This is a genomic window from Tardiphaga sp. (genome assembly GCF_041424195.1).
GTDB lineage: Bacteria > Pseudomonadota > Alphaproteobacteria > Rhizobiales > Xanthobacteraceae > Tardiphaga.
On record NZ_JBGMOE010000169.1, the window covers coordinates 22221 to 46709 of the forward strand.

The following is a 24489-nucleotide window of genomic DNA, read 5'->3' on the forward strand; positions in this document are numbered from 1 at the left end:
CTCATCTGATGGCGATCGACTCCCTTCCCAATGCCGCCCTGCCCTCGCGCAGCGGCCCGTCACTCGGCTTTCTCACGGCAACGCCGATCATCGCAATCGCGACGGTCTGCCTGACACTCGTGATCCTGTCGGCGATCTTCGCACCATGGCTCTCGTCGCATGATCCGCAATTGCTGGCGCCTGCCCTGCGGCTGAAGCCAGCAAGTTCGGAATATTTGCTCGGCACCGATGCCTATGGCCGCGACGTGCTGGCGCGCATTCTCTATGGCGGCCGCATCTCGCTGCTGATCGGCCTCGGTGCCGCCGTCACCAGCATCAGCATCGGCCTGTTCATCGGCCTCGTGTCCGGCTTCTTCAAATGGGTAGACGCGATCATGATGCGCGTGATGGACGGCCTAATGGCCATGCCGAGCGTGCTGCTGGCCATCGCCGTGGTGTCGCTGTCCGGCGCCAGCCTGACCACCGTGCTGATCGCCATCACGATCCCGGAAATTCCCCGCGTCGCGCGGCTGGTCCGCTCGGTGGTGCTGTCGGCGCGCGAAGAACCCTATGTGGAAGCCGCGATCTCGCTCGGGACCAGTATGCCGAAGATCATGTGGCGGCATCTGATGCCGAACACAGTGGCGCCGCTGATCGTCCAGGGCACCTATGTCGCGGCATCGGCGATCCTCACCGAGGCGATCCTGTCGTTCCTCGGCGCCGGCATCAGCCCGGAAACCCCGACCTGGGGCAACATCATGGCCGAAGGCCGCGCGTTCTTTCAGATCAAGCCATCGCTGATCTTCTGGCCCGGCCTGCTGCTGTCGATCGCGATTCTTTCGGTCAACCTGATCGGCGACGCAGCGCGTGACGCGCTCGACCCGCGTATGAAACAGCGGGAGGCAGGCAAGTGAGCGACGCCGTGAACAGCAATATCAACAAGACCGATGTGAACACCCGCCCGATGGTTCTCGAAATCGACAACCTCGTCGTCGGTGTCGGCAAGACCGGCGCCGGCAAGAAGATCATCGACGGCATCTCGCTGCAGGTCCGCCAGGGCGAAACCGTCTGCGTGGTCGGCGAAAGCGGCTCCGGCAAATCGGTGACTTCGCTCTCCACCATGGGCCTGCTGCCGAAGGATTCGCTGAAAGCCATCGGCGGCAGCATCAAGCTGGCCGGCGAAGACGTCTTGAAAGCGAGCGACCGCCGGCTGCGCCAGCTCCGCGCCACAACGATGGCGATGATCTTCCAGGAGCCGATGACCGCGCTCAATCCGGTCGTCCATGTCGGCAAGCAGATCGACGAGGTGCTGCGGACCCATACCAGCCTCGGCGCCAGCGCACGCCGCGCGCGCATCCTCGACATGATGGAGCAGGTGCGGCTTCCTGACGTGAAGCGCATCTTCGCCTCCTACCCGCATCGCCTCTCCGGCGGCCAGCGCCAGCGCATCATGATCGCCATGGCGCTCGTACTGGAACCGAAGCTGTTGATCGCCGACGAGCCGACCACCGCACTCGACGTCACCACGCAGAAACAGATCCTCACGCTGATTCGCGACCTGCAGAAGGATCACGGCACGGCGGTCCTGTTCATCACCCACGATATGGGCGTGGTGGCCGACATTGCCGACCGCGTCGCGGTGATGCGCCAAGGCCGCCTGGTGGAGACCGGAACGCTGCAGAACATTCTCAGCGCGCCGACCATGGACTACACCCGCAACCTGCTGTCGGCTGTGCCGAGCCTGGTGCCGCGTCCGCCGCGTATCGAAGCGGGCTTCAATCCGATCGTGCTGGAAGCCAATGAGCTCGGCAAGGTCTATCGTGAGCGGTCCTTCTTCGGCAAACCGCGTGAGGTCCACGCAGCGCAGGATGTGACGCTGACACTGCGCAAGGGCCGCACCCTCGGCATCGTCGGTGAAAGCGGCTCCGGCAAATCCACCGTGGCGCGCTGCATCGTTCGCCTGATCGATCCGACCTCCGGCGGCATCCGCCTCGCCGGCCGCGAGATTTCCGATCTGTCGCGCCATACGCTGCAACCGCATCGCAAGAAGATCCAGATCGTCTTCCAGGACCCCTATCGCTCGCTCAACCCGCGCATCACCGTCGGCGAGTCCATCGCCGAGGGGCCGATCAATTACGGCGCCAAGCGTTCTGTGGCCATGGCCAGGGCGCGCGAACTGCTCGAACTCGTCGATCTTCCGGCCGATGCCGTGTCGCGCTATCCGCACCAATTCTCAGGTGGCCAGCGCCAGCGTATCGCTATCGCGCGCGCGCTTGCACTCGAACCGGAAGTGCTGGTGGCCGATGAAGCCGTCTCTGCGCTCGACGTGTCCGTGCAGGCGCAGGTGCTGCGGCTGCTCGACGACATCCAGACCCGGCTTGGCATCGCCATCCTGTTCATCACCCACGATCTGCGTGTTGCAGCGCAAATCTGCGACGACGTGGCGGTCATGCAGCATGGCCGTGTCGTGGAACAGGGACCCGCGGCGGAAGTCCTTGCAAATCCGCAACAGCCCTATACGCGCCAGCTGCTTGACGCGGCGCCCGGACGAGGATGGGATTTCGCCAACTTCCGCGCAGTCGACGGCAGCACCACCGTGCCGGCGGCCGTCTAATCCAATCCCGTCATTCCGGGGCGGGCGCAGCGCAAGCTGCGCGCGCCCCGGAATCCCGATGTGCTCATCACTTCGAGATTCCGGGATGCGACTTCGTCAGTTTCGCTGACTTCTTCGCATCCCGGGATGACGACCTTTAATTCAAGTTGAGATGACTTCATGACCCGAATTGCTGTCGGCGGCTTTCTGCACGAGACGAACACTTTCGCGCCGACCAAGGCCACCTATGAGGCCTTTGTGCATGGCGGCGGCTGGCCGTCGATGACCCATGGCGCCGACGTGCTCAAGGTGATGCGTGGCATCAATGTCGGCCTCGCCGGCTTTGTCGAGGAAGCCGAAGCGCGCGGATGGGACCTGATCCCGACTATCGCCTGCGGCGCCAGTCCTTCGGCGCATGTCACCAAGGACGCTTTCGAGCGCATCGTCGGCGAGATGATCGACGGCATCAAGGCGGCGCTCCCGCTGGACGCGGTCTATCTCGATCTGCACGGCGCCATGGTCACCGAGCATCTCGACGACGGCGAAGGCGAGATCACCCGGCGCGTACGCGATGTGATCGGGCCCGATATTCCGTTCGTGGTCAGCCTCGACCTGCACGGCAACATCTCGCCGGAAACGGTCGAATATACCGATGCCCTGATCGGCTATCGCACCTATCCGCATGTGGACATGGCCGACACCGGCCGCGCCTGCGCGCGCCACATGGAACTGCTGCTCGCCGGCAACCGCTTCGCCAAGGCCTTCCGGCAATTGCCGTTCCTGATTCCGATCAGCTGGCAATGCACAAATGACGAGCCGACCAAGAGCATCTATCTGAAACTGGCCGCGCTCGAACACGATCAGGTCCCCACGCTGTCGTTCTGCCCGGGCTTCCCAGCCGCGGATTTTCCGCATTGCTGCCCGAGCGTGTTCGCCTATGGCGTGACCCAGGCCGATGCCGATGCCGCAGCTGACACCATCGTCAAGCTGGTGATGGGACACGAGAACGATTTCGACGGCAAGATCTACACGCCGGACGAAGGCGTGCTGCATGCGATGGAATTGGCGAAGACCCTCACCAAGCCGGTCGTCATCGCCGACACCCAGGACAATCCCGGTGCCGGCGGCGACAGCGACACCACCGGCATGCTGCGCGCGCTGGTGAAGAACAAGGCGGTCAAGGCCGCGACCGGCGTGATCTACGATCCTGCTGCAGCAAAGGCTGCGCATGAGGCCGGCGAAGGCGCCACGATCAAACTTTCCATCGGCGGCAAGTCCGGCATCCCCGGCGATGCGCCCTATGAGAACACGTTCGTGGTCGAGAAACTGTCCGACGGCAAGTTCGTCGCCGATGGCCCCTATTACGGCGGCCGCGACATGGATATGGGCCTCTCCGCCTGCCTGCGCATCGACGATGTGCGCGTTGTCATCAGCTCGCACAAGGCGCAGCTCGCCGATCAATCGATGTATCGCTATGTCGGCATCGAGCCCACCGAGCAGAACATTCTCGTCAACAAGAGCTCGGTGCATTTCCGCGCCGACTTCGAGCCGATCGCCGGCCAGCTCATGATCTGCGCCGCGCCCGGCGCGATGCCGGCGGATACGTCGGTCCTTCCGTGGAAGCATTTGCGCCCGGGCATCCGCCTGAAGCCGAATGGCGAATCATTTACGCCCCAGACCTCATCACCTGCCCTCGTGCCGTGAACGGATAACTTATGCCCACACTCGAACGTATCGACGCCTTCGCCGACGAACTCACCGCCATCCGCCGCGACCTGCACGCGCATCCGGAAATCGGCTTCGAGGAAGTCCGCACCTCCGGCATTGTTGCCGACAAGCTGGCCTCATGGGGCGTCGAAGTGCATCGCGGCCTGGGCGGTACCGGCGTCGTCGGCGTGCTGAAGGGCAAGGGCTCGGGCAGCAAGCGCATCGGACTGCGCGCCGACATGGACGCGCTGCCGATGGAAGAGAACACCAACCTTGCCTGGCGCTCGACCATTCCCGGCCGCTTCCACGGCTGTGGCCATGACGGCCACACCACCATGCTGCTCGGCACCGCGCGCTATCTCGCCGAAACCCGCAATTTCGACGGCACCGTGCATTTCATCTTCCAGCCTGCCGAAGAAGGCCTCGGCGGCGCGCGCGCGATGATCAAGGACGGTCTCTTCAAGCAGTTTCCCTGCGACGAGATCTACGGCCTGCATAACGCACCGGACATGAATCACGGCGAAGTCGGCATCTTCCCCGGCCCCGCAATGGCTGCCGCCGACTTCTTCGACATCACCATCCGCGGCTACGGCGCCCACGGTGCGATGCCGGAACGCTCGAAGGATCCTGTCGTGATTGCCATGTCGCTCGGTCAGGCGATGCAGTCGATCGTCAGCCGCAACGTCAATCCGTTCGAATCCGCCGTGCTGTCGATCACCCAGATCCATTCGGGCTCGGCCTATAACGTCATTCCTGACGACGCCAAGCTCTGCGGTACCGTGCGCTGCTTCTCGGAGAAGGTCCGTCTGCAGATCCGCGAGCGGATGCACGCCTTGGCCGCCGGCATGGCGACGGCGTTCGATTGCGAGATCAAGGTCGATATCCGCGACGGCTTCAGCGTGCTGGTCAATCAGGAAGAACATTCCAAGGCCGTCGAGGACGTCGCACGCACCATCGTCGGCGACGCCAACGTGATCACCGCGTCGAAGCCCAAAATGGGCTCCGAGGATTTCGCCGACATGCTGCATGCCGTGCCGGGCGCCTATTTCTGGGTCGGCCATGAAGGTTCGGTGCCGGTGCACAATCCGGGCTATTATCTCGACGACAAGATCCTGCCCATCGGCGCCAGCATGTTCGCCCGCATCGTCGAAACCCGGCTGCCGATCTAAGCCATTCCGCAGGATGGGTAGAGCGTTTTCGCGAAACCCATCTTGCGGCGTTTGCGATTGATGGGTTTCGCAAGAGCTCTACCCATCCTACAATCGTGCACCCCACATCGTCATTCCGGGGCGCGAGCAGCGTCAGCTGCACGCGAACCCGGAATCCGGAAGTGGCTGGACTCTTCGGGATTCCGGGGTCGCGCCAAATGGCGCGCCCCGGAACGACGAGTGAAACGAAAACAAAAAAACAGGGAAGAAACGCCATGGCCTACGAGACCATCCTCTACAGCGTCGACGAGCAGATCCTCACCATCACGCTCAACCGCCCGGACAAGCTCAACGCCTATAACGCCACCATGCAGGCCGAGCTGATCGACGCGTTCGACAAGGCCGATGCCGACGACAATGTGCGCGCGATCATCGTGACCGGCGCAGGCCGCGGCTTTTGCGCAGGCGCCGACCTCTCATCGGGCGCGAACACCTTCGATCGCGACGCGCGGCGCGGACCGGTAAAGCGGCTCGCCGATGGCGACGTCGATTACAGCGATCCAATGGTGCGCGACGGCGGCGGTCAGGTGACGCTGCGTATCTTTAAATGCCTCAAGCCCGTGATCGCCGCCGTCAACGGCCCCGCCGTCGGCATCGGCGCCACCATGCAGCTCGCCATGGATATCCGCATCGCCTCGGAGGCGGCGCGCTTCGGCTTCGTGTTCTCCCAGCGCGGCATCGTGCCGGAAGCGGCGTCGAGCTGGTTCCTGCCGCGCCTCGTCGGCATCTCGCAGGCACTGGAATGGTGCTATTCCGGCCGCGTTTTCCCGGCGCAGGAGGCCCTTGCCGGCCGTCTCGTCAGCAAGGTGGTGGCGCCAGACGATCTGTTGCCGGCCGCGCGTGCGCTGGCCAAGACCTTCATCGACAAGACGGCGCCGGTCTCGGTTGCCCTGATCCGCCAGATGATGTGGCGCATGATGGGCGCCGACGATCCGATGGAAGCGCACAAGATCGACAGCCGCGGCATCTATGCGCGCGGCCGCTCCGAGGACGTCAAGGAAGGCGTCGTGGCGTTTCTCGAAAAGCGCCCGGCCGAGTTCAAGAACAAGGTCAGCACGGATATGCCGAGCTATTTCCCGTGGTGGGACGAGCGCGACTACAAGTAGGACAACGAATGAATCCGACGCCCTCCCGTCGTCCGTCCGAGGGCGTCGTTTTTCTGCACGGCATCAGCCGGTCGTTTCGATCTCTCATCAAGATGCAACTGGCGGTCGAAGCCGCCGGCTTCGCCACACGGAACGTCGGCTATCCCAGCCGCCAAAAGGCGCTGTCGGCACTGGCCGATGACATCCACCCGGCCATAATGCCGTTCGCTGAAGCCAACGAAGGCTGCACGCATTTCGTCTGCCACTCGATGGGCGGCCTGCTGGCGCGTGCCTATCTGGCGCGGCACCGTCCATCGCGTCTGGGCCGTGTGGTCATGCTGGGCACGCCCAACGGCGGCAGCGAGATCGCCGATCGGCTGAAGGACTGGCCGCTGTATCGGATGTATTTCGGCCCCGCCGGGCAGCAGCTCGTGACCGCGCGCGATGCCGCCACCGAAACACTGTTGCCCGCCGTGGATTATCCGGTCGGTATCATCGCCGGCGACCGCTCGCTCGATCCCATCGCCTCACGCTTCATGCTGCCCGGCGCAGACGACGGCCGTGTCACCGTCGCGCGCACCAGGCTTGACGGCATGACCGATCACATCGTGATCCCCGCCTCGCACGCACTGATGATCCGGAACAAGGAGGCGATCGCACAGACGATCGCGTTCCTGAAGGATGGACGATTCCAGACGGTCCGATAGCAGTTCCATACGCGATGCGCCAAGCATCTGCGGGCAGATCGACTAATGTTTGTCTCAAGCCGCCTTGATCGCAGCCAGGAATCTCTCCACCTGATCGCGCATCTTGCCAGACTGTCGGGCGAGCTCATCCGAGGCCGACAGCACTTGCCCTGCCGACGAACCGGTATCGCCAGCCATATCCGCTACGCCGCTGATGGTGCGCGAAATCTCGTTCGCACCTAGCGCGGCATGTTGCACATTGCGCGCGATTTCTTGCGTCGCGGCGCTCTGCTCTTCCACCGCGCTCGCGATGGAGGATGCGATCTCGTTGATACTGCCGATGGTGCCCGTGATGGCGCGGATGGCATCGACGGCATCGCCGGACGACGACTGGATCGCGGCGATCTGGGCGCGGATTTCCTCGGTGGCCTTCGCCGTCTGGCCGGCAAGACTCTTCACCTCGGACGCCACCACCGAGAAGCCGCGGCCGGCGTCGCCGGCACGGGCAGCCTCGATGGTCGCATTCAGCGCCAGCAGGTTGGTCTGGCTGGCGATTTCGGTGATCAGATTGACGACATCGCCAATGCGCTCGGCTGCGGATGACAGCGCCATCACGGTATCGTTGGTGCGGCCGGCTTCCTCCACCGCCTTCTGGGCAATGGCGGCAGAATGCGAGACCTGACGGCCGATCTCGACCACCGAACTCGACAATTCCTCCGTAGCCGCAGCGACCGTCTGCACATTGGTGGAGGTCTCGGTCGATGCCGCAGTCACGACGGTCGCCTGACGAATGGTTTCGCCCGCCGTGGTCGTCAGCGACTCCGCAGTGCCGTGAAGCTGCGACGATGCCGTGGTCAGCGCCGACAGCAAGGTGCTGATCTCGTCGTCGAACGAGCCGCTGAGTTCCGTCACACGCGCGGTGCGCTGGCTGCGGCGATTGATCTCGTCGGCCTCGCGTGCACTCAGCTCATTGGTCCTGATCATATTGTCCTTGAAGACAGCCACAGCGCGCGCCATGCCGCCAATCTCGTCGCGGCGATCGGTGCCGCCGATCTCGGCGGTCACATCGCCATTGGCAAGATCGGTCATCGAGGCCGACAGCGCACCGATCGGGCGCGTGATGCTGCGCGCCATGGCCAGCACCGCCGCACCGCTGATCAGAAGCGCCAGCAGCATCAGTACCGAGGCCATGGTGAGCGTGCTGGCCGCATCGGCTTTCTTGGTCGCGACGGTCTTCGCGAGCTGATCGGCGAGACCGTCCTCCACTGCTTTCAGGAGATCGATGCGCGCGGTGCTCGCGTCGAACCAGGTCTTGCTGTCGAGCGATTTGAAATCGCCGGTAAGGCCGCCCTGCTCGATGGTCTTGCGCATGGCATCGACGCGCTCGATTGCCGGACCGGACATGGTGCGCGTGAACAACTCCAGCGCTTGCGGCGTCGCCGAAGCGCGGAAGGCCGCGAAGAAACCTTCCTGACCGGCAGCCAGGCCAATGCCGCGCGAAAATGCGGGCAGTTCAAACTTGCCGGCAGCGATGCCACCGGCATTGAGCGCACGCTCCTGCCCCGCACGCTCCTTGCCTTCGATCAGATTGGCATAAGCGGAAACCGCCTTGGAGATATCGTCGTCGGTGCTGAGCTTGGCGATGGCGGTGATGACGGCGATCTGCCTTGCGATGGTCTCGGTCAGACGACCGACGGCGGCAGGCGGCGCGATGGCGAGGCTGTCCACTTCGCTGCGCAGCGCGTCGAGCTTGCCCATCACATCGCTGGCGCGATCCGCGAACGTCGCGAGATCGCTCGCTGCTGCGCGCTTCAACTCGCCCAGGACGGGGACAGCGACAACCCGCTCCGCATCGGTGCGTTTGCGCTGCTCCGGCAATTCGCTGCGCATCTGCGCGCCCTTGCTGTTGAGGAAGGCGGAGGTCATGCCGCGCTCCTTCTGCAATTCATGCACGAGGCGGCTAAGCTTGGTAACGCCTACGGCGACCGGCTCGAGCCGGTCCATCTCGGAATAGACCCTCGCCTTGCTGGCGATTTCATAAGCCGCCAAAGCGGCGACGATGATCAAAGGAAGAATGGCGGACAGAGCAATGCGATAAAGAATCCTGGTGTGCTTCAACATGGTCACCCTCCCCTATGACACACGTTGTACGCGTATAGTCGTAAAGGAATCGCCTGATTGGAGTGACTAAATTTTGGTCACCCCAACAGCAGCGCTACGCGCCCAATTGCCTTTCGATCAGTCAACAAGCGCATTGCCTGTGCAACACTGGCGAGCGGCAGCCGATGCGAGACATTGGGACGGATCTGTCCGGCTTCCGCCCATGCGAGCAGTTGCGCAATCCGCGCCTCGCCGATGGCTGGATCCCTGCGCGCGGCTTCGCCGGCGCGAACGCCCAGCACGCTGGCACCCTTGATCAGCACGAGATTGGTCTTCGCGACGCCGATACCACCTGTGAAGCCGATCACCAGCAGCCGCGCGCCCCAATTGATGCAGCGCAAACTCTGCTCGAAGATCTCGCCGCCGACGGGGTCGAACACCACATCAACGCCCTTGCCATCGGTGATGCGTTTGACGGCATCCCTGAACGGCCCGGAGCCATACAGCACGCCATGATCGGCGCCGCGCGCCTTGGCGACGGCGAGCTTCTCTTCCGATGACGCAGCGGCGATCACCGTGGCGCCGAGCAGCTTGCCGATCTCCACCGCCGCGAGGCCGACGCCCCCCCCGGCACCATGCACCAGCAGCACTTCACCGCGCTTGATCTGCCCACGATCGACCAGCGCATGATGCGCGGTGCCGTGGGCGGCCAGGAAGGTCGCGCCTTCGGCATAATCGAAGGTCGATGGCAGCGGCGTGAGTTGCGATGGCGTGACGACGACTTCCTCGGCATAGCCGCCATGGCGCAGCTTGACGATGACGCGATCACCGGGCTTGAATCCCTTCACGTCATCGGCGATCTCACTGATATCGCCCGCAGCTTCCATGCCCGGCGTGAACGGCAGTTCGGGCTTGAGCTGATATTCCCCGGCCGCCATCAGAATGTCAGGAAAATTGATCCCGGCGGCCCGGATGGCGACGCGCACCTGTCCCGGCTTCAGCGGCAGTGATGTAAATTGTTCGAGCCGCAGACTTTCTGGCGGTCCCAGCTCTCGGCAGACAATCGCTTTCGGCATCAGGCGGCGCTCTCGGCGCTTGCGGCGCCAACACGGCGGCGCTGCAGCGCCTCACGGATCAACGGCAGGCGATCATTGCCGAAATACATGTCGGTCTTGTCGAGATAGATGGTCGGCGAGCCAAAGCCGCCCCGCGCAATCACTTCATCGGTGTTCGCCTTGAGCTGATCCTTGATCGCCTGCTCGCCAATGCCTGCGAAGAATTGGGCGGGATCGATGCCGGTGCGCGTGCAGATCCCGGTCAGCACATCGTCCCTGGAAATATCCTTGTCGTCGCCCCAATAGGCTTCGAACACCGCGCGGGCAAACGGTACCATGGCATCGTTCCCAAGCCAGATGCAGCCGCGCATCGCCTTGACGCTGTTCACGGGAAACACCGTTGGCGGCATCTTGATGGCAAGGCCCGCCGAGCGGGCCCAGTCGCCGAGGTCCTTCTTCATGTAACGCGCCTTGGCCGGCACCGGCGTCTTGCGCGATTCATAGACGCTGGGATTGACCGAATTGAAGATGCCGCCGACCAGAATGGGCCGCCACGAGATTTCCTCGCCAAACTCCCTGGCGAGCGGCTGGATGTTGTGGAAGGCGAGATAGGTCCAGGGGCTGGAACAGTCGAAGAAGAATTCGATCATGGGTGTTTCCTCTTTGTATTTTTTTATCTGTCATTCCGGGGCGTGACCGGCATGACGAATTTTATTGCTGCTGCGCCTGCGCATGCGCCGGTGCATCGACACCGAACATGATCTTGCGCGCCTGCTCATCCATCGGCTTCTTCTCCTGCTTGCCGACCGCAAGCCCGGCCTGCACCTGCGGCCGCGCGCGGACCAGCGCAAACCAGCGTTTCACGTTCGGGAAATCATCCAGCGTCAGCCCCTGCGCCTTGTGGGTCATGATCCAGGGAAAACATGCCATGTCGGCGATCGAGTAATCGCCGGCTATGTAGTCGCGGCCTTCCCCGAGATGCGCATCCAGCACGCCATACAGCCGCCTGGCCTCGCGGGTGTAGCGATCGATCGCATAGGGAATTTTCTCGGGTGCGTAGAGCAGGAAGTGCCCGTTCTGGCCGAGCATCGGGCCGAGACCGCCCATCTGCCACATCAGCCACTGCAAGACGTCGAACCGCTTGCGCATCTCGGCCGGCATGAACTGACCGGACTTCTCGGCAAGATAGATCAGGATCGCGCCACTCTCGAAGATCGACACCGCATCGCCGCCGTCGGCCGGCGCGCGATCGACGATGGCCGGCATCCGGCCATTCGGGCTAAGCTTCAGGAACTCCGGCTGATGCTGGTCACCGCGGCCGAGCTGCATGGGGACGACCGTATAAGGCAGCCCGCACTCCTCCAGCATGATCGAGATTTTCCAGCCGTTCGGCGTCGGCGCGTAGTGCAGATCGATCATGGCTTTCCTCGACGTGTTTTAACCGATCCTAGCCCTCTCCCAAGGGGGCGCAATCCCGTATACGCGGGATCAGGAACGTGGCAGACAAGCCACCGCAAAACACAATTTCCGGGGAGCGAACAATGCTGTTTCCGACCACCATCGCCGGGTCGCTACCGAAGCCCGAATGGCTCGCCGAGCCGAACAAGTTGTGGCCCACCTGGCGCTCGTCGGGCAACGAACTCGCCCGCGCCAAGCGCGACGCGACGCTGCTGGCAGTGAAGATACAGGAAGACGCCGGCGTCGATATCGTCACCGAAGGCGAACAGGCGCGGCAGCATTTCGTCCATGGCTTTCTGGAAAAGGTCGACGGCATCGACTTCGCCCACAAGGTCGAGATGGGCATCCGCAAGGATCGCTACAAGGCGATGGTGCCGCAGGTGATCGCGCCGCTGCAGCTCAAGGGCCGCGTCCACGCCTTCGAAGCGCAGGCCGCCCGTGCGCACACAAAGAACAAGTTCAAGTTCACGCTGCCCGGCCCGATGACCATCATCGATACTCTGTCGGACAGTTATTACGGCGACCGCGTGAAGATGGCCTTCGCCTTCGCCGAACTGCTGAACCAGGAAGCTCTCGCATTGCAGGCCGACGGCGTCGACATGATCCAGTTCGACGAGCCGGCCTTCAACGTCTTCATGGACGAAGCCGCCGACTGGGGCGTCAAGGCGCTGGAGCGCGCGGCACAGGGCCTCACTTGCGCCACAGCCGTTCACATCTGCTACGGCTACGGCATCAAGGCCAATACCGACTGGAAGGAAACCCTCGGCAGCGAATGGCGGCAGTACGAAGAGATCTTCCCGGCCATCGATGCCAGCCCGATCCAGCAGGTCGCCATCGAGTGCCGCAATTCGCGCGTGCCGCTGGAATTGCTGGGGCTGTTGAAAAACAAGATCGTGCAGGCCGGTGTGATCGATGTCGCCAGTGATATCGTCGAGACGCCGGAAGATGTGGTGGCCACCATCGAGGCCGTGATGAAGCACGTGCCGAAGGACAGGATCGTACCCACGACCAATTGCGGCATGGCGCCGATGCAGCGCGATATTGCCGAAGCGAAGCTGAAGGCGCTGGGTGCGGGTGCGAAGCTGGCGAGAGAGAAGCTGGGCTAAGGTACTTCGCCGCAACAAACGCCGTCATGCCCGGCCTTGTGCCGGGCGTGACGTCTTGGCGCCAAACAAGGAAAGACGTGGATGACCGGGACAAGCCCGGCCATGACGAATTCTAGTTTCCTGCGGCAGCACTCACATGCAGCGCCGGACGATAACCGGCGCGAAACGCATTCAGCGTGGATGGTGGTGTCAGCAATTGCGCGTCGACGAGTTCGCCGACCGAGGCGCTATATCCCGCAAACGACCATCGCAACGCCCGCCCCTGCGCGATCAGATAGCTCTCACCACCCGCCTGCACCATCGCCCCATTTGGCAGCGCGGCGATCGGTCCATCCACCGGATGCAACCGCTTCTTCCTGTGATCCAGCCGCTCCCGATGCAGCACCGCATCGATCTCCGTCGCCCGCACACGCGTGACGCCGTTGCCCTCCTCCCACGCCGCACGGAAACGGTTGGCATCGTTTCGGCGGCAATAGAAGCACGGGCGATGGCCGGCGGCGAAGGATGTGGCCTCGTCGAGGAAGAACAGCTCGGTCCAGCTGCGCGTCGCCATCACATCGCGGCGACGCCCGCGAAATTCGCAGACGCAGGTGATCCAGGCCGGATTGGACCAGCGCCTGTTCAGGAGTGTTTTGCTCGAGGGATCATGGATGATGCCACGATTGCCAGTGAACGTTCCGCGTTCCGGTGTCGCGACGATGTCGCCTGCCGGCGTGACACGATTTTGCAGCGGCAATCGCGTCTCCTCGCAACGAGCGCCTAGCCCGCGCCTTCGCGCATCGGCGGCTGGAATGACAGGCCGAGATCCCACGGAAAGAAGATCCATGTGTCCTGCGAGACTTCGGTGATGTACGTATCCACCAGCGGTCGCCCCATCGGCTTGGCATAGACAGTCGCGAAGTGCGCTTTGGGCAGCATGTCGCGGACGATACGCGCGGTCTTGCCGGTATCGACCAGGTCGTCGATGATCAGCAGGCCCTTGCCGTCCCCGCCGCCGAGTTTCAACGCGTCGGCCGAGAGCCCCTTCAGCACCTGCAATTCGCCGCGCTTGTTATGCTCATAGCTCGCGATGCAAACCGTATCGATGACGCGCACGCCGAGCTCGCGCGCCACGATCGCTGCCGGCACTAGGCCGCCGCGGGTGATAGCGATGATCGCGTGAAACGGACCGGCGCTGTTCAGTCGCCAGGTCAGCGCACGGCAATCGCGATGGAATTGATCCCAGGACACCGGGAACGCCTTGCCGGCGCGCTCCTGCGCACTCAATTCCGGATGATCGGCCATATTCGTCTCCTTACATCGGTCGCCCTGGGGCGGCCGGACTTATATTGATCTACTCGGCAGTTCACTCTTAATTTCACTTGGGTGCGTTGAGCGTCGCCAACATCGCCTTGACGGCTTCCATTGCCGCATTGAGCTTATCCTGATCGCGCGAGCGTACCACCAGATTGGTGTTCGGCTTGCCCTGATCGTCCAGGAACGGATAGCTGCCGATGATCGTGTCGGGATGGGCATTGGCGATCTCGCGCAGCGGACCGCCGACATCGCCTTCCCGCGCATTGGCTTTGACGGTGTCGGACAGCATCCGCACGCCGGACTTCAGCTTTGGCGCGACGATGTCCATCATCGCCTGCATGATTGATGGCACGCCGGCCATAACGATCACATTGTCGAGCTTGAAGCCGGGCGCCAAAATCGTTGCGCTCTGGATCAGGTCGGCGCCGTCGGGAATGCGGGCCATCCGCAGCCGCGCTTCGTTGAGGTCTGCGCCAAAGCGCTCCTTGAAACGGGCCACCACTTCCGGATGATGATCGATCTTGACGCCGAATGCCTTGGCCACCGCATCCGCGGTGATGTCGTCATGGGTCGGCCCGATGCCGCCGGTGGTAAAAACGTAGGTGTAGCGCTTCCGCAGCGCATCGAGGGCCGCGATGATGTCCGGCTCGTCGTCGGACACGACACGGACTTCCTTGAGGTCGATGCCGATATTGGTGAGATACTCGGCGATGAAGCCGATGTTCTTGTCCTTGGTCCGACCCGACAGAATCTCGTCGCCGATCACCAGGATGCCCGCGGTTACAATCTCGGTCATTTGTCGTTCCTCACCATTCCGGGGACCATGCGCAGGCAACGTCCTGATGTCACGGGGTTTTGCTGCTGAAACGTGCAGCGTCCAGCCGTTTTTTCAGGCAGCCTTTTGCGCATCCCCTACGAATTGCTCTTGTGGGATGCATATCGTGCTGGCCCGCCCCTTGCTACCATCCCTTTTAGTCGTGCAATCTCCGTACGGCCTCGAAACAACAGTCAGGGTACATGGCAGTCGCGTTCGACGAAATGAACGGGCCTCAAGGCGAGCTCCGCCCGGCCTATGAAGAACTCTCCCGCTGGCTCAAGGAGACGCCTCCGGACGCTTTGGAACATCGCCGCCAGGAGGCGGAGCTGTTGTTCCGCCGCATCGGCATTACCTTCGCAGTCTACGGCGATTCCGAGTCCACCGAACGGCTGATTCCTTTCGACGTCATCCCGCGGATCATTTCCGGCAAGGAATGGACCCTGCTGGAAAAGGGCCTGAAACAGCGCACCCGCGCCATCAACATGTTCCTCAAGGACATCTATCACGGCCGCGAAATTCTCCGTGCCGGCCTGATCCCCGATGACCTGATCTTCCAGAACCCCGTGTTCCGTCCGGAGATGAACGGCCAGGACGTCCCCCACGACGTCTATGTGCACATCGCCGGCATCGACATCGTCCGCACCAATCCGGACGAGTTCTTCGTTCTCGAGGACAATGCCCGCACGCCCTCCGGCGTCTCCTACATGCTGGAGAACCGGGAGATCATGATGCGGCTGTTCCCGGATCTGTTCGCGCGGCATCGCGTCGCGCCGGTCGAGAAATATCCGGATGAGTTGTTGTCCTGCCTGCGTTCTGTCGCACCACGCTCGGCCTCCACGGAGCCCACCGTCGCGCTGATGACCCCCGGCGTCTACAACTCGGCTTACTACGAACACTCGTTCCTCGCCGACAAGCTCGGCGTCGAGCTGGTCGAGGGCCGCGACCTCATCGTCAAGAACGATGAAGTCTTCATGCGGACCACCGAAGGCCTGAAACGCGTCGACGTGATCTATCGCCGGGTCGATGACGATTTCCTCGATCCCCTCACCTTCCGCCCGGATTCGGCACTTGGTGTTCCCGGTCTGATGTCGGCCTATATGGCCGGCAACGTCACGCTGGCCAATGCGGTCGGCACCGGCATCGCCGACGACAAGGCGATCTATAGCTACATGCCGGAAGTGGTGAAATTCTATCTTGGCGAAGAGCCGATCCTGAAGAACGTTCCGACCTGGCGCTGCCGCGAGCCCGGCGATCTCGCTTACGTGCTCGATCACTTGAGCGAACTCGTCGTCAAGGAAGTCCACGGCTCCGGCGGCTACGGCATGCTGATCGGCCCGGCCGCGACCAAGGCGACCATCGAGGCGTTCCGCGACAAGCTGAAGCGCGAGCCGGAAGGTTTCATTGCCCAGCCGACGCTGGCGCTGTCGACCTGCCCGACCTGCACCGAGTCAGGTCTCGCGCCGCGGCACGTCGATCTCCGCCCCTTCGTGCTTACCGGCAGCAAGAACGTGTCCATCGTGGCCGGCGGCCTGACCCGCGTGGCGCTCAAGGAAGGTTCCCTGGTGGTGAATTCCAGCCAGGGCGGCGGCACCAAGGATACGTGGATTCTGGATGAATAAGGTTATGCGAATAGCGAGTGGCGAATGGCGAGTGCGCGCCCGCCGCTATGCCACATTTGACGGACCCGCGCCTCAATGGTCGCCCTTCATCACCTGTTCGCCACTCGCCGTTCGCCACTCGCTACTCACCATTCGCCCCTCGCCCGGTACCCCACATGCTCTCCCGCACTGCTGAAAACCTGTACTGGCTAGCCCGCTATGTCGAACGCGCCGAATATCTCGCGCGCACGATCGAAGCAACTCTGCGCGTCACCGCGCTGCCGAATGCGTATATCGGCCAGACCAATGAATGGGACTCGGCGCTACTGACTGCCGGTGTCAGCGCGGCCTTCTACGAGATCTATGAGGAAGCCAACGAAACCAACGTCGTCGAATATCTCTCGTTCTCGACGGCCAATCCCTCATCGATCCGCAACTGCATCGAAGCCGCGCGGCTGAATTCGCGCTCCGTCCGCACCGCACTGACCGGCGAGATGTGGGACACCATCAACAGCGCGTGGCTGGAGCTGCAGTCGGTCTGGAGCGGCGGCGCCAAGACACGCGAGCAGCTGGCGAATTTCTTGCGCTTCGTGCAGGAGACCTCGCTGCGCTTCGACGGCTCGGCCTACCGGACCATGCTGCGCAACGACGCTTACTGGTTCTCGCGGCTCGGCCTGCATCTGGAACGCGCCGACAACACTGCGCGCATTCTCGATGTGAAATATCATCTGTTGCTGCCCGAAGACGAACATGTCGGCGGCCCGCTCGATTACTATCAATGGACCTCGATCCTGCGCTCGGTGTCGGCCTTGACGGCCTATCACTGGGTCTATCGCGAGACGCTCAAGCCGTGGCTGATTGCCGACCTCCTGATCCTCAACGACACGCTGCCGCGCTCGCTGGCGAGCTGCTACGGCAATCTCGTCCGCAATCTCGACCAGATCGGCGTGTCTTATGGCCGTCAGGGCGCTGCGCAACGCCACGCCCGCGGCGTGCGAAACCGGCTCGAACACAGCAACATGCAGGATATCTTCCAGCACGGGTTGCATGAATTCATCCAGGAATTCATTGCAGACAACAGCCGTCTGGGCGACATCATTGCCAAACAGTACCTGATTTGAGTGAAAGCGTTTTCAAGCGAAGTGGGCACCGGTTCCCGTGAAGAAAACGCGTCAAAACCAAGAAGCTGAAGCCCCGTTCTGATTTCATCGGAACGGAAAAGGCTTTAGCGTCCCGGCTCATCTGCAGATTCGGACATGTCGCCATGCGCCTGCGTATCGCCCATTCGACCACCTATCGCTACGAGCCGCCGGCTTCGGGCGTGATCCAGATTCTGCGGATGACGCCGGGCAGCCATGACGGCCAGTATGTCGCCGAGTGGCAGATCGACGTGTCCACGGATTCGCGCCTCGATTTGCATGAGGACGCATTCGGTAATGTCACCCATGTGCTGACCCATGGGCCGATCGCCGACCTCACCGTGACCGTCGAGGGCCTGATCGATACCCAGGACACTGGCGGCGTGCTGAAGGGCACCGACGAGCGGTTTCCGCCGAGCTTCTTCCTGCGCCAGACCGACCTGACCGGCGCCAGCACAGCGATGCAGGCCTTTGCCAAAGATCTCGTGCCCAGCGCCGAGACCGACGTGCTCGGCTTCCTGCATGCGCTGATGATGGCCATCAATGAGCACATGACCTTCGACATCGATCCGACCAGCACAGGTACTTCGGCCAGCGAGGCCTTCATCGGCAAGCGCGGCGTCTGCCAGGATTACGCGCATATATTCATCGCCTGCGCCCGTTCGGCCGGGGTCCCCGCCCGCTTCGTCTCCGGCCATTTCTGGCGTGCCGACGGCGAGATCAACCAGCAGGCCGGCCATGCCTGGGCCGAGGCCTATGTGCCTGATCTCGGCTGGGTCGGCTTCGACCCCGCCAATGCCATCTGCACCACCGACGCCCATGCCCGCGTTGCCATCGGGCTGGACTACCTCGGCGCAGCCCCTGTCCGCGGCACCCGTTATGGCGGCGGCACGGAAACCCTGACCGTCGCCGTCAAGGTCGATCAGGCCAATGGCCGCGGCCAGTCCCAGTCGCAAAGCCAGTCCTGAACTACGTCAAACTGGTTTTCCGAGGTTGCCCGGTCGAGACCCACCGCGTAAGACGCTTCCCTGTATTATTTTGGAGCGCGATCGGACGCAAAACCGTGGTCCACTTTTGCTGATCGCGCTCGCAAGGGACCCAAGATGACCTATTGCTGCGGAATTCTCGTCAAGGACGGCCTGGTGATGATCGCGGACACGCGCACCAATGCCGGGCTCGACAACATTTCGACCTTCCGCAAGCTGCACATTTTCAACCAGCCCGGCGAGCGCATCATGGCCGTGGCCTCCGCCGGCAATCTGGCGATCAGCCAGTCGGTGCTCTCCACGCTCAGCGAAGGGCTGGAGAATCCAACGACCGGTGAATTGGAAACCCTGCTGAACGCGCCGACGATGTTTCAGGCCGCGCAGCGCATCGGCCGCGCGATCCGGCACGTCAACGCCAGCGAAGGCAAAGCGCTCGAGGCCGAGGACATCAATTTCGACGTCTCGTTCCTGTTCGGCGGCCAGATCAAGGGCGCCAAGATGCGACTGTTCATGATCTACCCGGCCGGCAACTTCATCGAATGCACGGTGGATACGCCCTATCTGCAGATCGGCGAGCATAAATACGGCAAGCCGGTGCTCGACCGCGCGATGCATTACGACGTCGAACTCTATGAGGCGCTCAAGACGGGGCTGATCTCGATGGACTCGACCATGCGGTCCAATATCGGCGTCGGCCTGCCGATCGATGTGCTGGTGGTACGCGCCGATGTCTGCGATGCCGATCTCAACCACCGTATCGAAGCCGGCGAGCCCTATTTCCACGACCTGCGCTCGCGCTGGTCCGCTGCACTGCGCGCGGCACATCAAAGCATTCCACGCCCGCCCTACAAGAAAGACAATTGAGCGCGGCCGCGATGACCGCAGCTCCGATAAAATGGCGCATCATGACGGAGGCCGACCTGCTGGCTGTCCTCGCCATCGCCGATGCCGTTCATCCCGATTTCCCCGAAGATGAGGTCGTGTTCGCGAACCGCCTGACACTGAATCCAGGCGGTTGCGCCGTGCTCGAAGCCGAAGACGGGATCAAGGGTTATCTCATCAGCCATCCCTGGCAGTTCAAGGCGCCGCCGGAACTGAACAGCCTGTTGACGATGCCCGCTTCGCCATCGACCTATTACGTTCACGATCTTGCATTGCTGCCCGAGACCCGCAGATCCGGCGCGGCGACCATGGCCGTCGACATGATGGCGGCATGGGCCAGGCTGATGCAATTGCCCAATATGACGCTTGTTGCCGTCAATAATTCGGTTCATTTTTGGCAGCGGCACGATTTCACCATCATGCGCGATTCCGAACTGGATCAGAAACTGCAAAGCTACGGCGACAACGCACGTTTCATGGTCCGGGACCTCGCTTAAAAAGACCTCTCGTAAAAAGAAAACAGGGACGAAACAGATGACCAACAAGATCGCACTCGTGACCGGAGCAGGCACCGGCGTCGGCCGCGCCGCGTCGCTAGCACTGATGAACAGCGGCTTCACCGTCGTGCTCGCCGGCCGCCGCATCGAACTGCTGCAGGAGACCCAGAAGCTCGGCGCGGCCAATGGCGGCAAGAGCCTTCCCGTGAGCGCCGACATGGCGGACCCTGCTTCCATCGCAGCACTGTTCGCCAGGACCATGCAGGAGTTCGGCAGGCTCGACGTACTGTTCAACAATGCCGGCATGGGTGCGCCCGCGATCCCGTTCGAGGATCTCGGCCTCGAGCAGTGGCAGGCCGTGGTGAACACCAACCTCACCGCGCCGTTCCTGTGCACACAGCACGCCTTCCGCATCATGAAGGACCAGACCCCGCGCGGCGGCCGCATCATCAATAACGGCTCGATCTCGGCGCATGCGCCGCGCCCGTTCTCGGCCGCCTACACCTCGACCAAGCACGCCATCACCGGCCTCACCAAGGCCAGCAATCTCGACGGCCGCGCCTATGACATCGCCGTCGGCCAGATCGATATCGGCAATGCTGCTACACCCATGACCGACCGCATGGTCAACGGCCCCGGCGTGCTGCAGCCCGACGGCACCTCGAAGCAGGAGCCACGTATGGACGCCAAGGCCGTCGGCGATGCGGTGGCCTATATGGCCGGCCTGCCGCTCGATGCCAACGTCCTGACCATGACGGTCATGGCCACGAAGATGCCGTTCGTCGGACGCGGCTAAAACGTAACCCGCCTCAACGGCATTGCGATTGCATGACATGGGAAGCCGCGGCATCATCGCCGCGGTTTCGGGGGATTCATGCTTCAGCTACAATCGGCGTTCGGCGTTATCGCACTGTTGGCAATCGCCTGGGCGCTCGGTGAGAACCGCAGCAAGGTGTCGCTGAGACAAGCCGCGATCGGCCTCGCATTGACGATCGTCACTGCCGTGACCCTGCTGAAGCTTCCCGTCCTGACGCGCGCCTTCGGCAGCATCAATGACGCCGTCAGCACCATCGCCGCGGCGTCGCGCGCCGGCACCTCTTTCGTGTTCGGTTATCTCGGCGGCGGCGCATTGCCGTTCGATCTCAAGAATCCCGGCGCGGATTTCGTGCTCGCGCTGCAGGCACTCCCTGTGGTGCTGGTCATCAGCGTGCTGACCAGCCTGTTGTTCTACTGGCGTATCCTGCCGCCGATCGTGCGTGGCATGGCGTGGCTGCTCGAGCGCACGCTCGGCATCGGCGGCGCCGTCGGGCTATCAACGGCCGCGAATATCTTTCTGGGCATGGTCGAGGCCCCGCTGTTTATTCGCCCTTACCTCTCCCAGCTCACGCGCAGCGAACTGTTTCTGGTGATGACGGGCGGCATGGCGGGGATCGCCGGTACCGTGCTGGTGCTCTACGCCACTTTCATGGCCCCGCTGATCCCCGATGCGTCGGCGCATTTCGTGATTGCTTCCGTGCTCTCGGCGCCAGCGGCGATCCTTGTCAGCCTGATCATGGTGCCGGAGACGGAGGATCGTCGCACCGGTGGATTGCTCTCCAATCCGGACGCATCGGCCACGAGCACGATAGATGCCATCGTCAAGGGCACGAGTGCCGGCATCGAACTGCTCGTCAACATCATCGCCCTGCTGCTGGTCTTCGTGGCGCTGATGTATCTCATGAACGCGATCCTCATGATGATGCCGACCGTGGGAGGCAACTCGCTGTCCGTGCAGCGCATGCTGGGTTACGTGATGGCACCGGTGTGCTGGCTGATGGGCCTGCCGTGGGACCAGGCGCTGACCGCGGGCTCGTTGATGGGCGTCAAGACGATCCTCAACGAGTTGATCGCCTATGTTCAATTGGCGAAGCTCGGCCCCGATGCGCTAGATGCGCGCTCGCGCCTCATCATGCTTTACGCGCTGTGCGGATTTGCAAATTTTGCCAGCCTCGGAATTATGATCGGAGGTTTGGGCACGATGGCGCCGGAACGTCGTGACGAAATCAACGCGCTCGGTGTGAAGTCGATCGTCTCGGGGACGTTGACGACCTGCCTGATGGGCGCGGTCGTGGGCGTCCTGACGTGACGCTCAGCCCTTGACCTCAACGGTCTTGAACTCCGCCGGAAGGATCACTTCCAGTAGTTCGCAATTGTCGGAATAATCGCGGATCAGATGCCTGATGCGCGGCGGCTGGGTCCAGCTCGAGCCCTGGCGCATCAGTGTCTCGCCCTCGCCCTCCATGTAAGTCTTCACCCAGCCGTTCAGCACATAGACCAGCTGAAATTCGGCATCGTGATAGTGAAGCTTGGAGACCTCTTTCGGATCGCAAGGTCCGATCAGCCGGATGACATGCGCCTGCGCCAAGCCGCCCGTCGCAGCGGCGACGCCGAGATCGCGATACTTCGCGTAGGCACGCAGGCCATCGCCGAGAAATGCTTCTTCGAGATAATGACTGATCGCAACGCGTTGCTTGCGACGCTTGCCGGGTTTCGCCACGGCTTTGGCGACAGCTTTTGTACCCGCCTTGGTCGGCTTACCAACAGAGAGCTTGTTTGCTGCTTTCGCGACCGCCCGGTTCGCTGGCTTCTTCGTCGCAGCCGTTTTCGCCGCGCTCTTTAACGTCCGCTTCTGCTTCGCCATGTCGTGTTTCCCACCCGGCGCAGTGCCGAACAAACGGCAAGCGCACCCGGGAACCTAGCTGTAGTTCAGCACAGCGGCAATTCATCCGGCGCGTTGAGAGGCGCGTGTTAATGCAACCGGAACACGCCATCGACGGCACGAAGCTCAGCCGGCTTGATCAGTTTCGAATGTGCGACGGTCACCGCGAATAGTGGGCCATCGAGCTTCTCTTGCCAGAAATCCAGGAAATCCTTCAGCGCGGGAAACTTCGGAAACAGATCGTAGTTCTGCCAGACATAGGTTTGCAGCAGCGAAGGGTGGTCGGGCATCCGGTAGAGGATCTGCGCCGTCGTCAGGCCGTAGCCAAGCACCTGCTTTCTGAAATCGTCAGAAGCTGCATTTCTCGAGACCATGTTCAACCTCCATGGACAGAGCGCATTCGGCTAAGTGGATTTCCGGTTTGGCGTCGAACTTCGCTCTGCTCTCCTGTGACCGTGCTGGCTGCAGCGAACCGGCTTCCACTTCGCCCGTGACAACACGATGCATGAAATGTGACGCAAGCAACGGCTTCATCACAAGCTTAAAAGTTTAACAATGCGTTGAAAGCCGAGTGTTAGCAGCCACTTACCGCGGGTGCTAGTGGACTGGACGTCCACCGTTCGGGGTTCTTAACCAATTCTGGCACCCGTCATATTTGAGTGCCAAAATATTTGATACAGACCCTTGCCGGTGGGGAACGTTCGGCCTATGTCCGGACCAGCTGCGCTGGCACTTGTTGGCGCAGACTGCCAATTTGAAATTTCTCAAGCATCTACAGAAACTTAGGAGGACTGCATGAAATTCCGTCCGCTTCACGATCGCGTTGTGGTCAAGCGTATCGACGCCGAAGAGAAGTCCGCTGGCGGCATCATCATTCCGGATAGCGCCAAAGAGAAGCCCTCCCAGGGCGAGATCGTCTCCGTCGGCCCGGGCGGCCGCGACGAAGCCGGCAAGCTGATCCCGATCGATCTGAAGGTCGGCGAGCGCGTGCTGTTCGGCAAGTGGTCGGGCACCGAGGTCAAGATCGACGGTCAGGACCTTCTGATCATGAAGGAAAGCGACATCATGGGCGTTCTCGAAGGCGCCGCTCCCGCCAAGAAGAAGGCCGCTTAAGCGCCTTTCCTCTCTCCCCTTAATTTTCAAGGAAGCAAAACATGTCAGCCAAAGAAGTGAAATTCGGCGTTGATGCCCGCGACAAGATGCTGCGCGGCGTCGACATTCTCGCCAACGCGGTGAAGGTCACCCTCGGTCCCAAGGGCCGCAACGTCGTCATCGACAAGTCGTTCGGCGCTCCCCGCATCACCAAGGACGGCGTCACCGTCGCCAAGGAAATCGAGCTCGACGACAAGTTCGAGAACATGGGCGCCCAGATGGTGCGCGAAGTGGCCTCGAAGTCGGCCGACGCAGCCGGCGACGGCACCACCACCGCGACCGTGCTTGCCCAGGCCATCGTCCGTGAAGGCGCCAAGTCGGTTGCCGCCGGCATGAACCCGATGGATCTGAAGCGCGGCATCGACCTGGCTGTGGAAGCCGTGGTCGCTGATCTCGTCAAGAACTCCAAGAAGGTCACCTCGAACGAGGAAATCGCCCAGGTCGGCA

At 62.4% G+C, this 24489-nt stretch carries 25 protein-coding genes; 16 read left to right on the forward strand and 9 right to left on the reverse strand.

Annotated features, from left to right (window positions below):
* The first annotated feature begins 8 nt into the window (after positions 1–8).
* From ACEK02_RS23095 to ACEK02_RS23120, 6 genes are all read left to right on the forward strand, one after another.
* Positions 9–893: an ABC transporter permease gene (locus tag ACEK02_RS23095; RefSeq protein ID WP_371423876.1), complete on the forward strand. Its 885-nt coding sequence runs from the start codon at positions 9–11 to the stop codon at positions 891–893.
* Positions 894–943: 50 nt separating this feature from the next.
* Positions 944–2593 (forward strand): ABC transporter ATP-binding protein, encoded by a 1650-nt coding sequence (locus ACEK02_RS23100; RefSeq protein ID WP_371423898.1) that lies wholly within the window; start codon positions 944–946, stop codon positions 2591–2593.
* A gap of 159 nt (positions 2594–2752) precedes the next feature.
* Positions 2753–4276, forward strand: coding sequence for a M81 family metallopeptidase (locus tag ACEK02_RS23105; RefSeq protein ID WP_371423877.1), 1524 nt, complete (start codon positions 2753–2755; stop codon positions 4274–4276).
* An 11-nt stretch (positions 4277–4287) separates the two neighbouring features.
* A complete protein-coding gene (locus ACEK02_RS23110) occupies positions 4288–5448 on the forward strand; it encodes a M20 aminoacylase family protein (RefSeq protein WP_371423878.1) in 1161 nt (386 codons plus the stop codon).
* Between the two features lie 254 nt (positions 5449–5702).
* Complete coding sequence (locus ACEK02_RS23115) at positions 5703–6593, forward strand: crotonase/enoyl-CoA hydratase family protein (RefSeq protein ID WP_371423879.1); 891 nt, start codon at positions 5703–5705, stop codon at positions 6591–6593.
* 8 nt (positions 6594–6601) lie between these two features.
* The gene (locus ACEK02_RS23120; protein ID WP_371423880.1) at positions 6602–7279 is read left to right on the forward strand and encodes an esterase/lipase family protein; all 678 of its coding nucleotides are present in this window, start codon (positions 6602–6604) and stop codon (positions 7277–7279) included.
* Between the two features lie 54 nt (positions 7280–7333).
* Here ACEK02_RS23120 and ACEK02_RS23125 read toward each other — a convergent pair whose 3' ends face one another.
* From ACEK02_RS23125 to ACEK02_RS23140, 4 genes are all read right to left on the reverse strand, one after another.
* On the reverse strand, positions 7334–9379 hold the full coding sequence (locus ACEK02_RS23125; RefSeq protein WP_371423881.1) for a methyl-accepting chemotaxis protein: 2046 nt from the start codon (positions 9377–9379) through the stop codon (positions 7334–7336).
* 77 nt (positions 9380–9456) lie between these two features.
* On the reverse strand, positions 9457–10434 hold the full coding sequence (locus ACEK02_RS23130; protein WP_371423882.1) for an NADPH:quinone oxidoreductase family protein: 978 nt from the start codon (positions 10432–10434) through the stop codon (positions 9457–9459).
* The gene (locus ACEK02_RS23135) at positions 10434–11063 is read right to left on the reverse strand and encodes a 2-hydroxychromene-2-carboxylate isomerase (RefSeq protein WP_371423883.1); all 630 of its coding nucleotides are present in this window, start codon (positions 11061–11063) and stop codon (positions 10434–10436) included. The genes ACEK02_RS23130 and ACEK02_RS23135 overlap by 1 nt, the downstream gene beginning before the upstream one ends.
* Positions 11064–11124: 61 nt before the next feature.
* Positions 11125–11832 carry a glutathione S-transferase N-terminal domain-containing protein gene (locus ACEK02_RS23140; protein WP_371423884.1) on the reverse strand — a complete coding sequence of 236 codons (708 nt, stop codon included), beginning with the start codon at positions 11830–11832 and terminating at the stop codon, positions 11125–11127.
* A 122-nt stretch (positions 11833–11954) separates the two neighbouring features.
* Here ACEK02_RS23140 and ACEK02_RS23145 point away from each other — a divergent pair, with 122 nt between their 5' ends.
* Entirely contained in the window at positions 11955–12977 is a 1023-nt protein-coding gene (locus ACEK02_RS23145) for a methionine synthase (protein WP_371423885.1), read from the forward strand.
* Between the two features lie 112 nt (positions 12978–13089).
* On the opposite strand, the gene ACEK02_RS23150 is transcribed toward ACEK02_RS23145, so the two are convergent.
* The 3 genes from ACEK02_RS23150 to ACEK02_RS23160 form a co-directional block, all read right to left on the reverse strand.
* Positions 13090–13713 (reverse strand): hypothetical protein, encoded by a 624-nt coding sequence (locus tag ACEK02_RS23150; RefSeq protein ID WP_371423886.1) that lies wholly within the window; start codon positions 13711–13713, stop codon positions 13090–13092.
* Between the two features lie 23 nt (positions 13714–13736).
* A complete protein-coding gene (gpt, locus tag ACEK02_RS23155) occupies positions 13737–14261 on the reverse strand; it encodes a xanthine phosphoribosyltransferase (RefSeq protein WP_371423887.1) in 525 nt (174 codons plus the stop codon).
* A gap of 73 nt (positions 14262–14334) precedes the next feature.
* Positions 14335–15069: a competence/damage-inducible protein A gene (locus tag ACEK02_RS23160; RefSeq protein WP_371423888.1), complete on the reverse strand. Its 735-nt coding sequence runs from the start codon at positions 15067–15069 to the stop codon at positions 14335–14337.
* A gap of 221 nt (positions 15070–15290) precedes the next feature.
* Here ACEK02_RS23160 and ACEK02_RS23165 point away from each other — a divergent pair, with 221 nt between their 5' ends.
* The 7 genes from ACEK02_RS23165 to ACEK02_RS23195 all read left to right on the forward strand — a co-directional run bounded on the left by ACEK02_RS23165 (position 15291) and on the right by ACEK02_RS23195 (position 22317).
* Entirely contained in the window at positions 15291–16709 is a 1419-nt protein-coding gene (locus ACEK02_RS23165) for a circularly permuted type 2 ATP-grasp protein (RefSeq protein ID WP_089264954.1), read from the forward strand.
* 155 nt (positions 16710–16864) lie between these two features.
* Positions 16865–17809: an alpha-E domain-containing protein gene (locus tag ACEK02_RS23170; RefSeq protein WP_371423889.1), complete on the forward strand. Its 945-nt coding sequence runs from the start codon at positions 16865–16867 to the stop codon at positions 17807–17809.
* Positions 17810–17952: 143 nt separating this feature from the next.
* The gene (locus ACEK02_RS23175; protein ID WP_371423890.1) at positions 17953–18795 is read left to right on the forward strand and encodes a transglutaminase domain-containing protein; all 843 of its coding nucleotides are present in this window, start codon (positions 17953–17955) and stop codon (positions 18793–18795) included.
* Between the two features lie 135 nt (positions 18796–18930).
* A complete protein-coding gene (locus ACEK02_RS23180; RefSeq protein WP_371423891.1) occupies positions 18931–19677 on the forward strand; it encodes a peptidase in 747 nt (248 codons plus the stop codon).
* A gap of 11 nt (positions 19678–19688) precedes the next feature.
* Positions 19689–20192 (forward strand): GNAT family N-acetyltransferase, encoded by a 504-nt coding sequence (locus ACEK02_RS23185; RefSeq protein ID WP_371423892.1) that lies wholly within the window; start codon positions 19689–19691, stop codon positions 20190–20192.
* Positions 20193–20229: 37 nt separating this feature from the next.
* Positions 20230–20988 (forward strand): SDR family oxidoreductase, encoded by a 759-nt coding sequence (locus tag ACEK02_RS23190; RefSeq protein WP_371423893.1) that lies wholly within the window; start codon positions 20230–20232, stop codon positions 20986–20988.
* A gap of 78 nt (positions 20989–21066) precedes the next feature.
* The gene (locus tag ACEK02_RS23195) at positions 21067–22317 is read left to right on the forward strand and encodes a NupC/NupG family nucleoside CNT transporter (protein WP_371423894.1); all 1251 of its coding nucleotides are present in this window, start codon (positions 21067–21069) and stop codon (positions 22315–22317) included.
* A 3-nt stretch (positions 22318–22320) separates the two neighbouring features.
* Here ACEK02_RS23195 and ACEK02_RS23200 read toward each other — a convergent pair whose 3' ends face one another.
* Together ACEK02_RS23200 and ACEK02_RS23205 are read right to left on the reverse strand one after the other, a co-directional pair.
* Entirely contained in the window at positions 22321–22872 is a 552-nt protein-coding gene (locus ACEK02_RS23200) for a cupin domain-containing protein (protein WP_371423895.1), read from the reverse strand.
* 107 nt (positions 22873–22979) lie between these two features.
* Positions 22980–23264 (reverse strand): usg protein, encoded by a 285-nt coding sequence (locus ACEK02_RS23205; protein ID WP_068736319.1) that lies wholly within the window; start codon positions 23262–23264, stop codon positions 22980–22982.
* Between the two features lie 421 nt (positions 23265–23685).
* On the opposite strand from ACEK02_RS23205, the gene ACEK02_RS23210 reads away from it, so the two are divergent.
* Both ACEK02_RS23210 and ACEK02_RS23215 read left to right on the forward strand, forming a co-directional pair.
* On the forward strand, positions 23686–24003 hold the full coding sequence (locus ACEK02_RS23210) for a co-chaperone GroES (protein ID WP_089264960.1): 318 nt from the start codon (positions 23686–23688) through the stop codon (positions 24001–24003).
* Between the two features lie 41 nt (positions 24004–24044).
* Positions 24045–24489 (forward strand): TCP-1/cpn60 chaperonin family protein (locus ACEK02_RS23215; protein ID WP_371423896.1); only part of this gene is annotated, 445 nt, incomplete at its 3' end.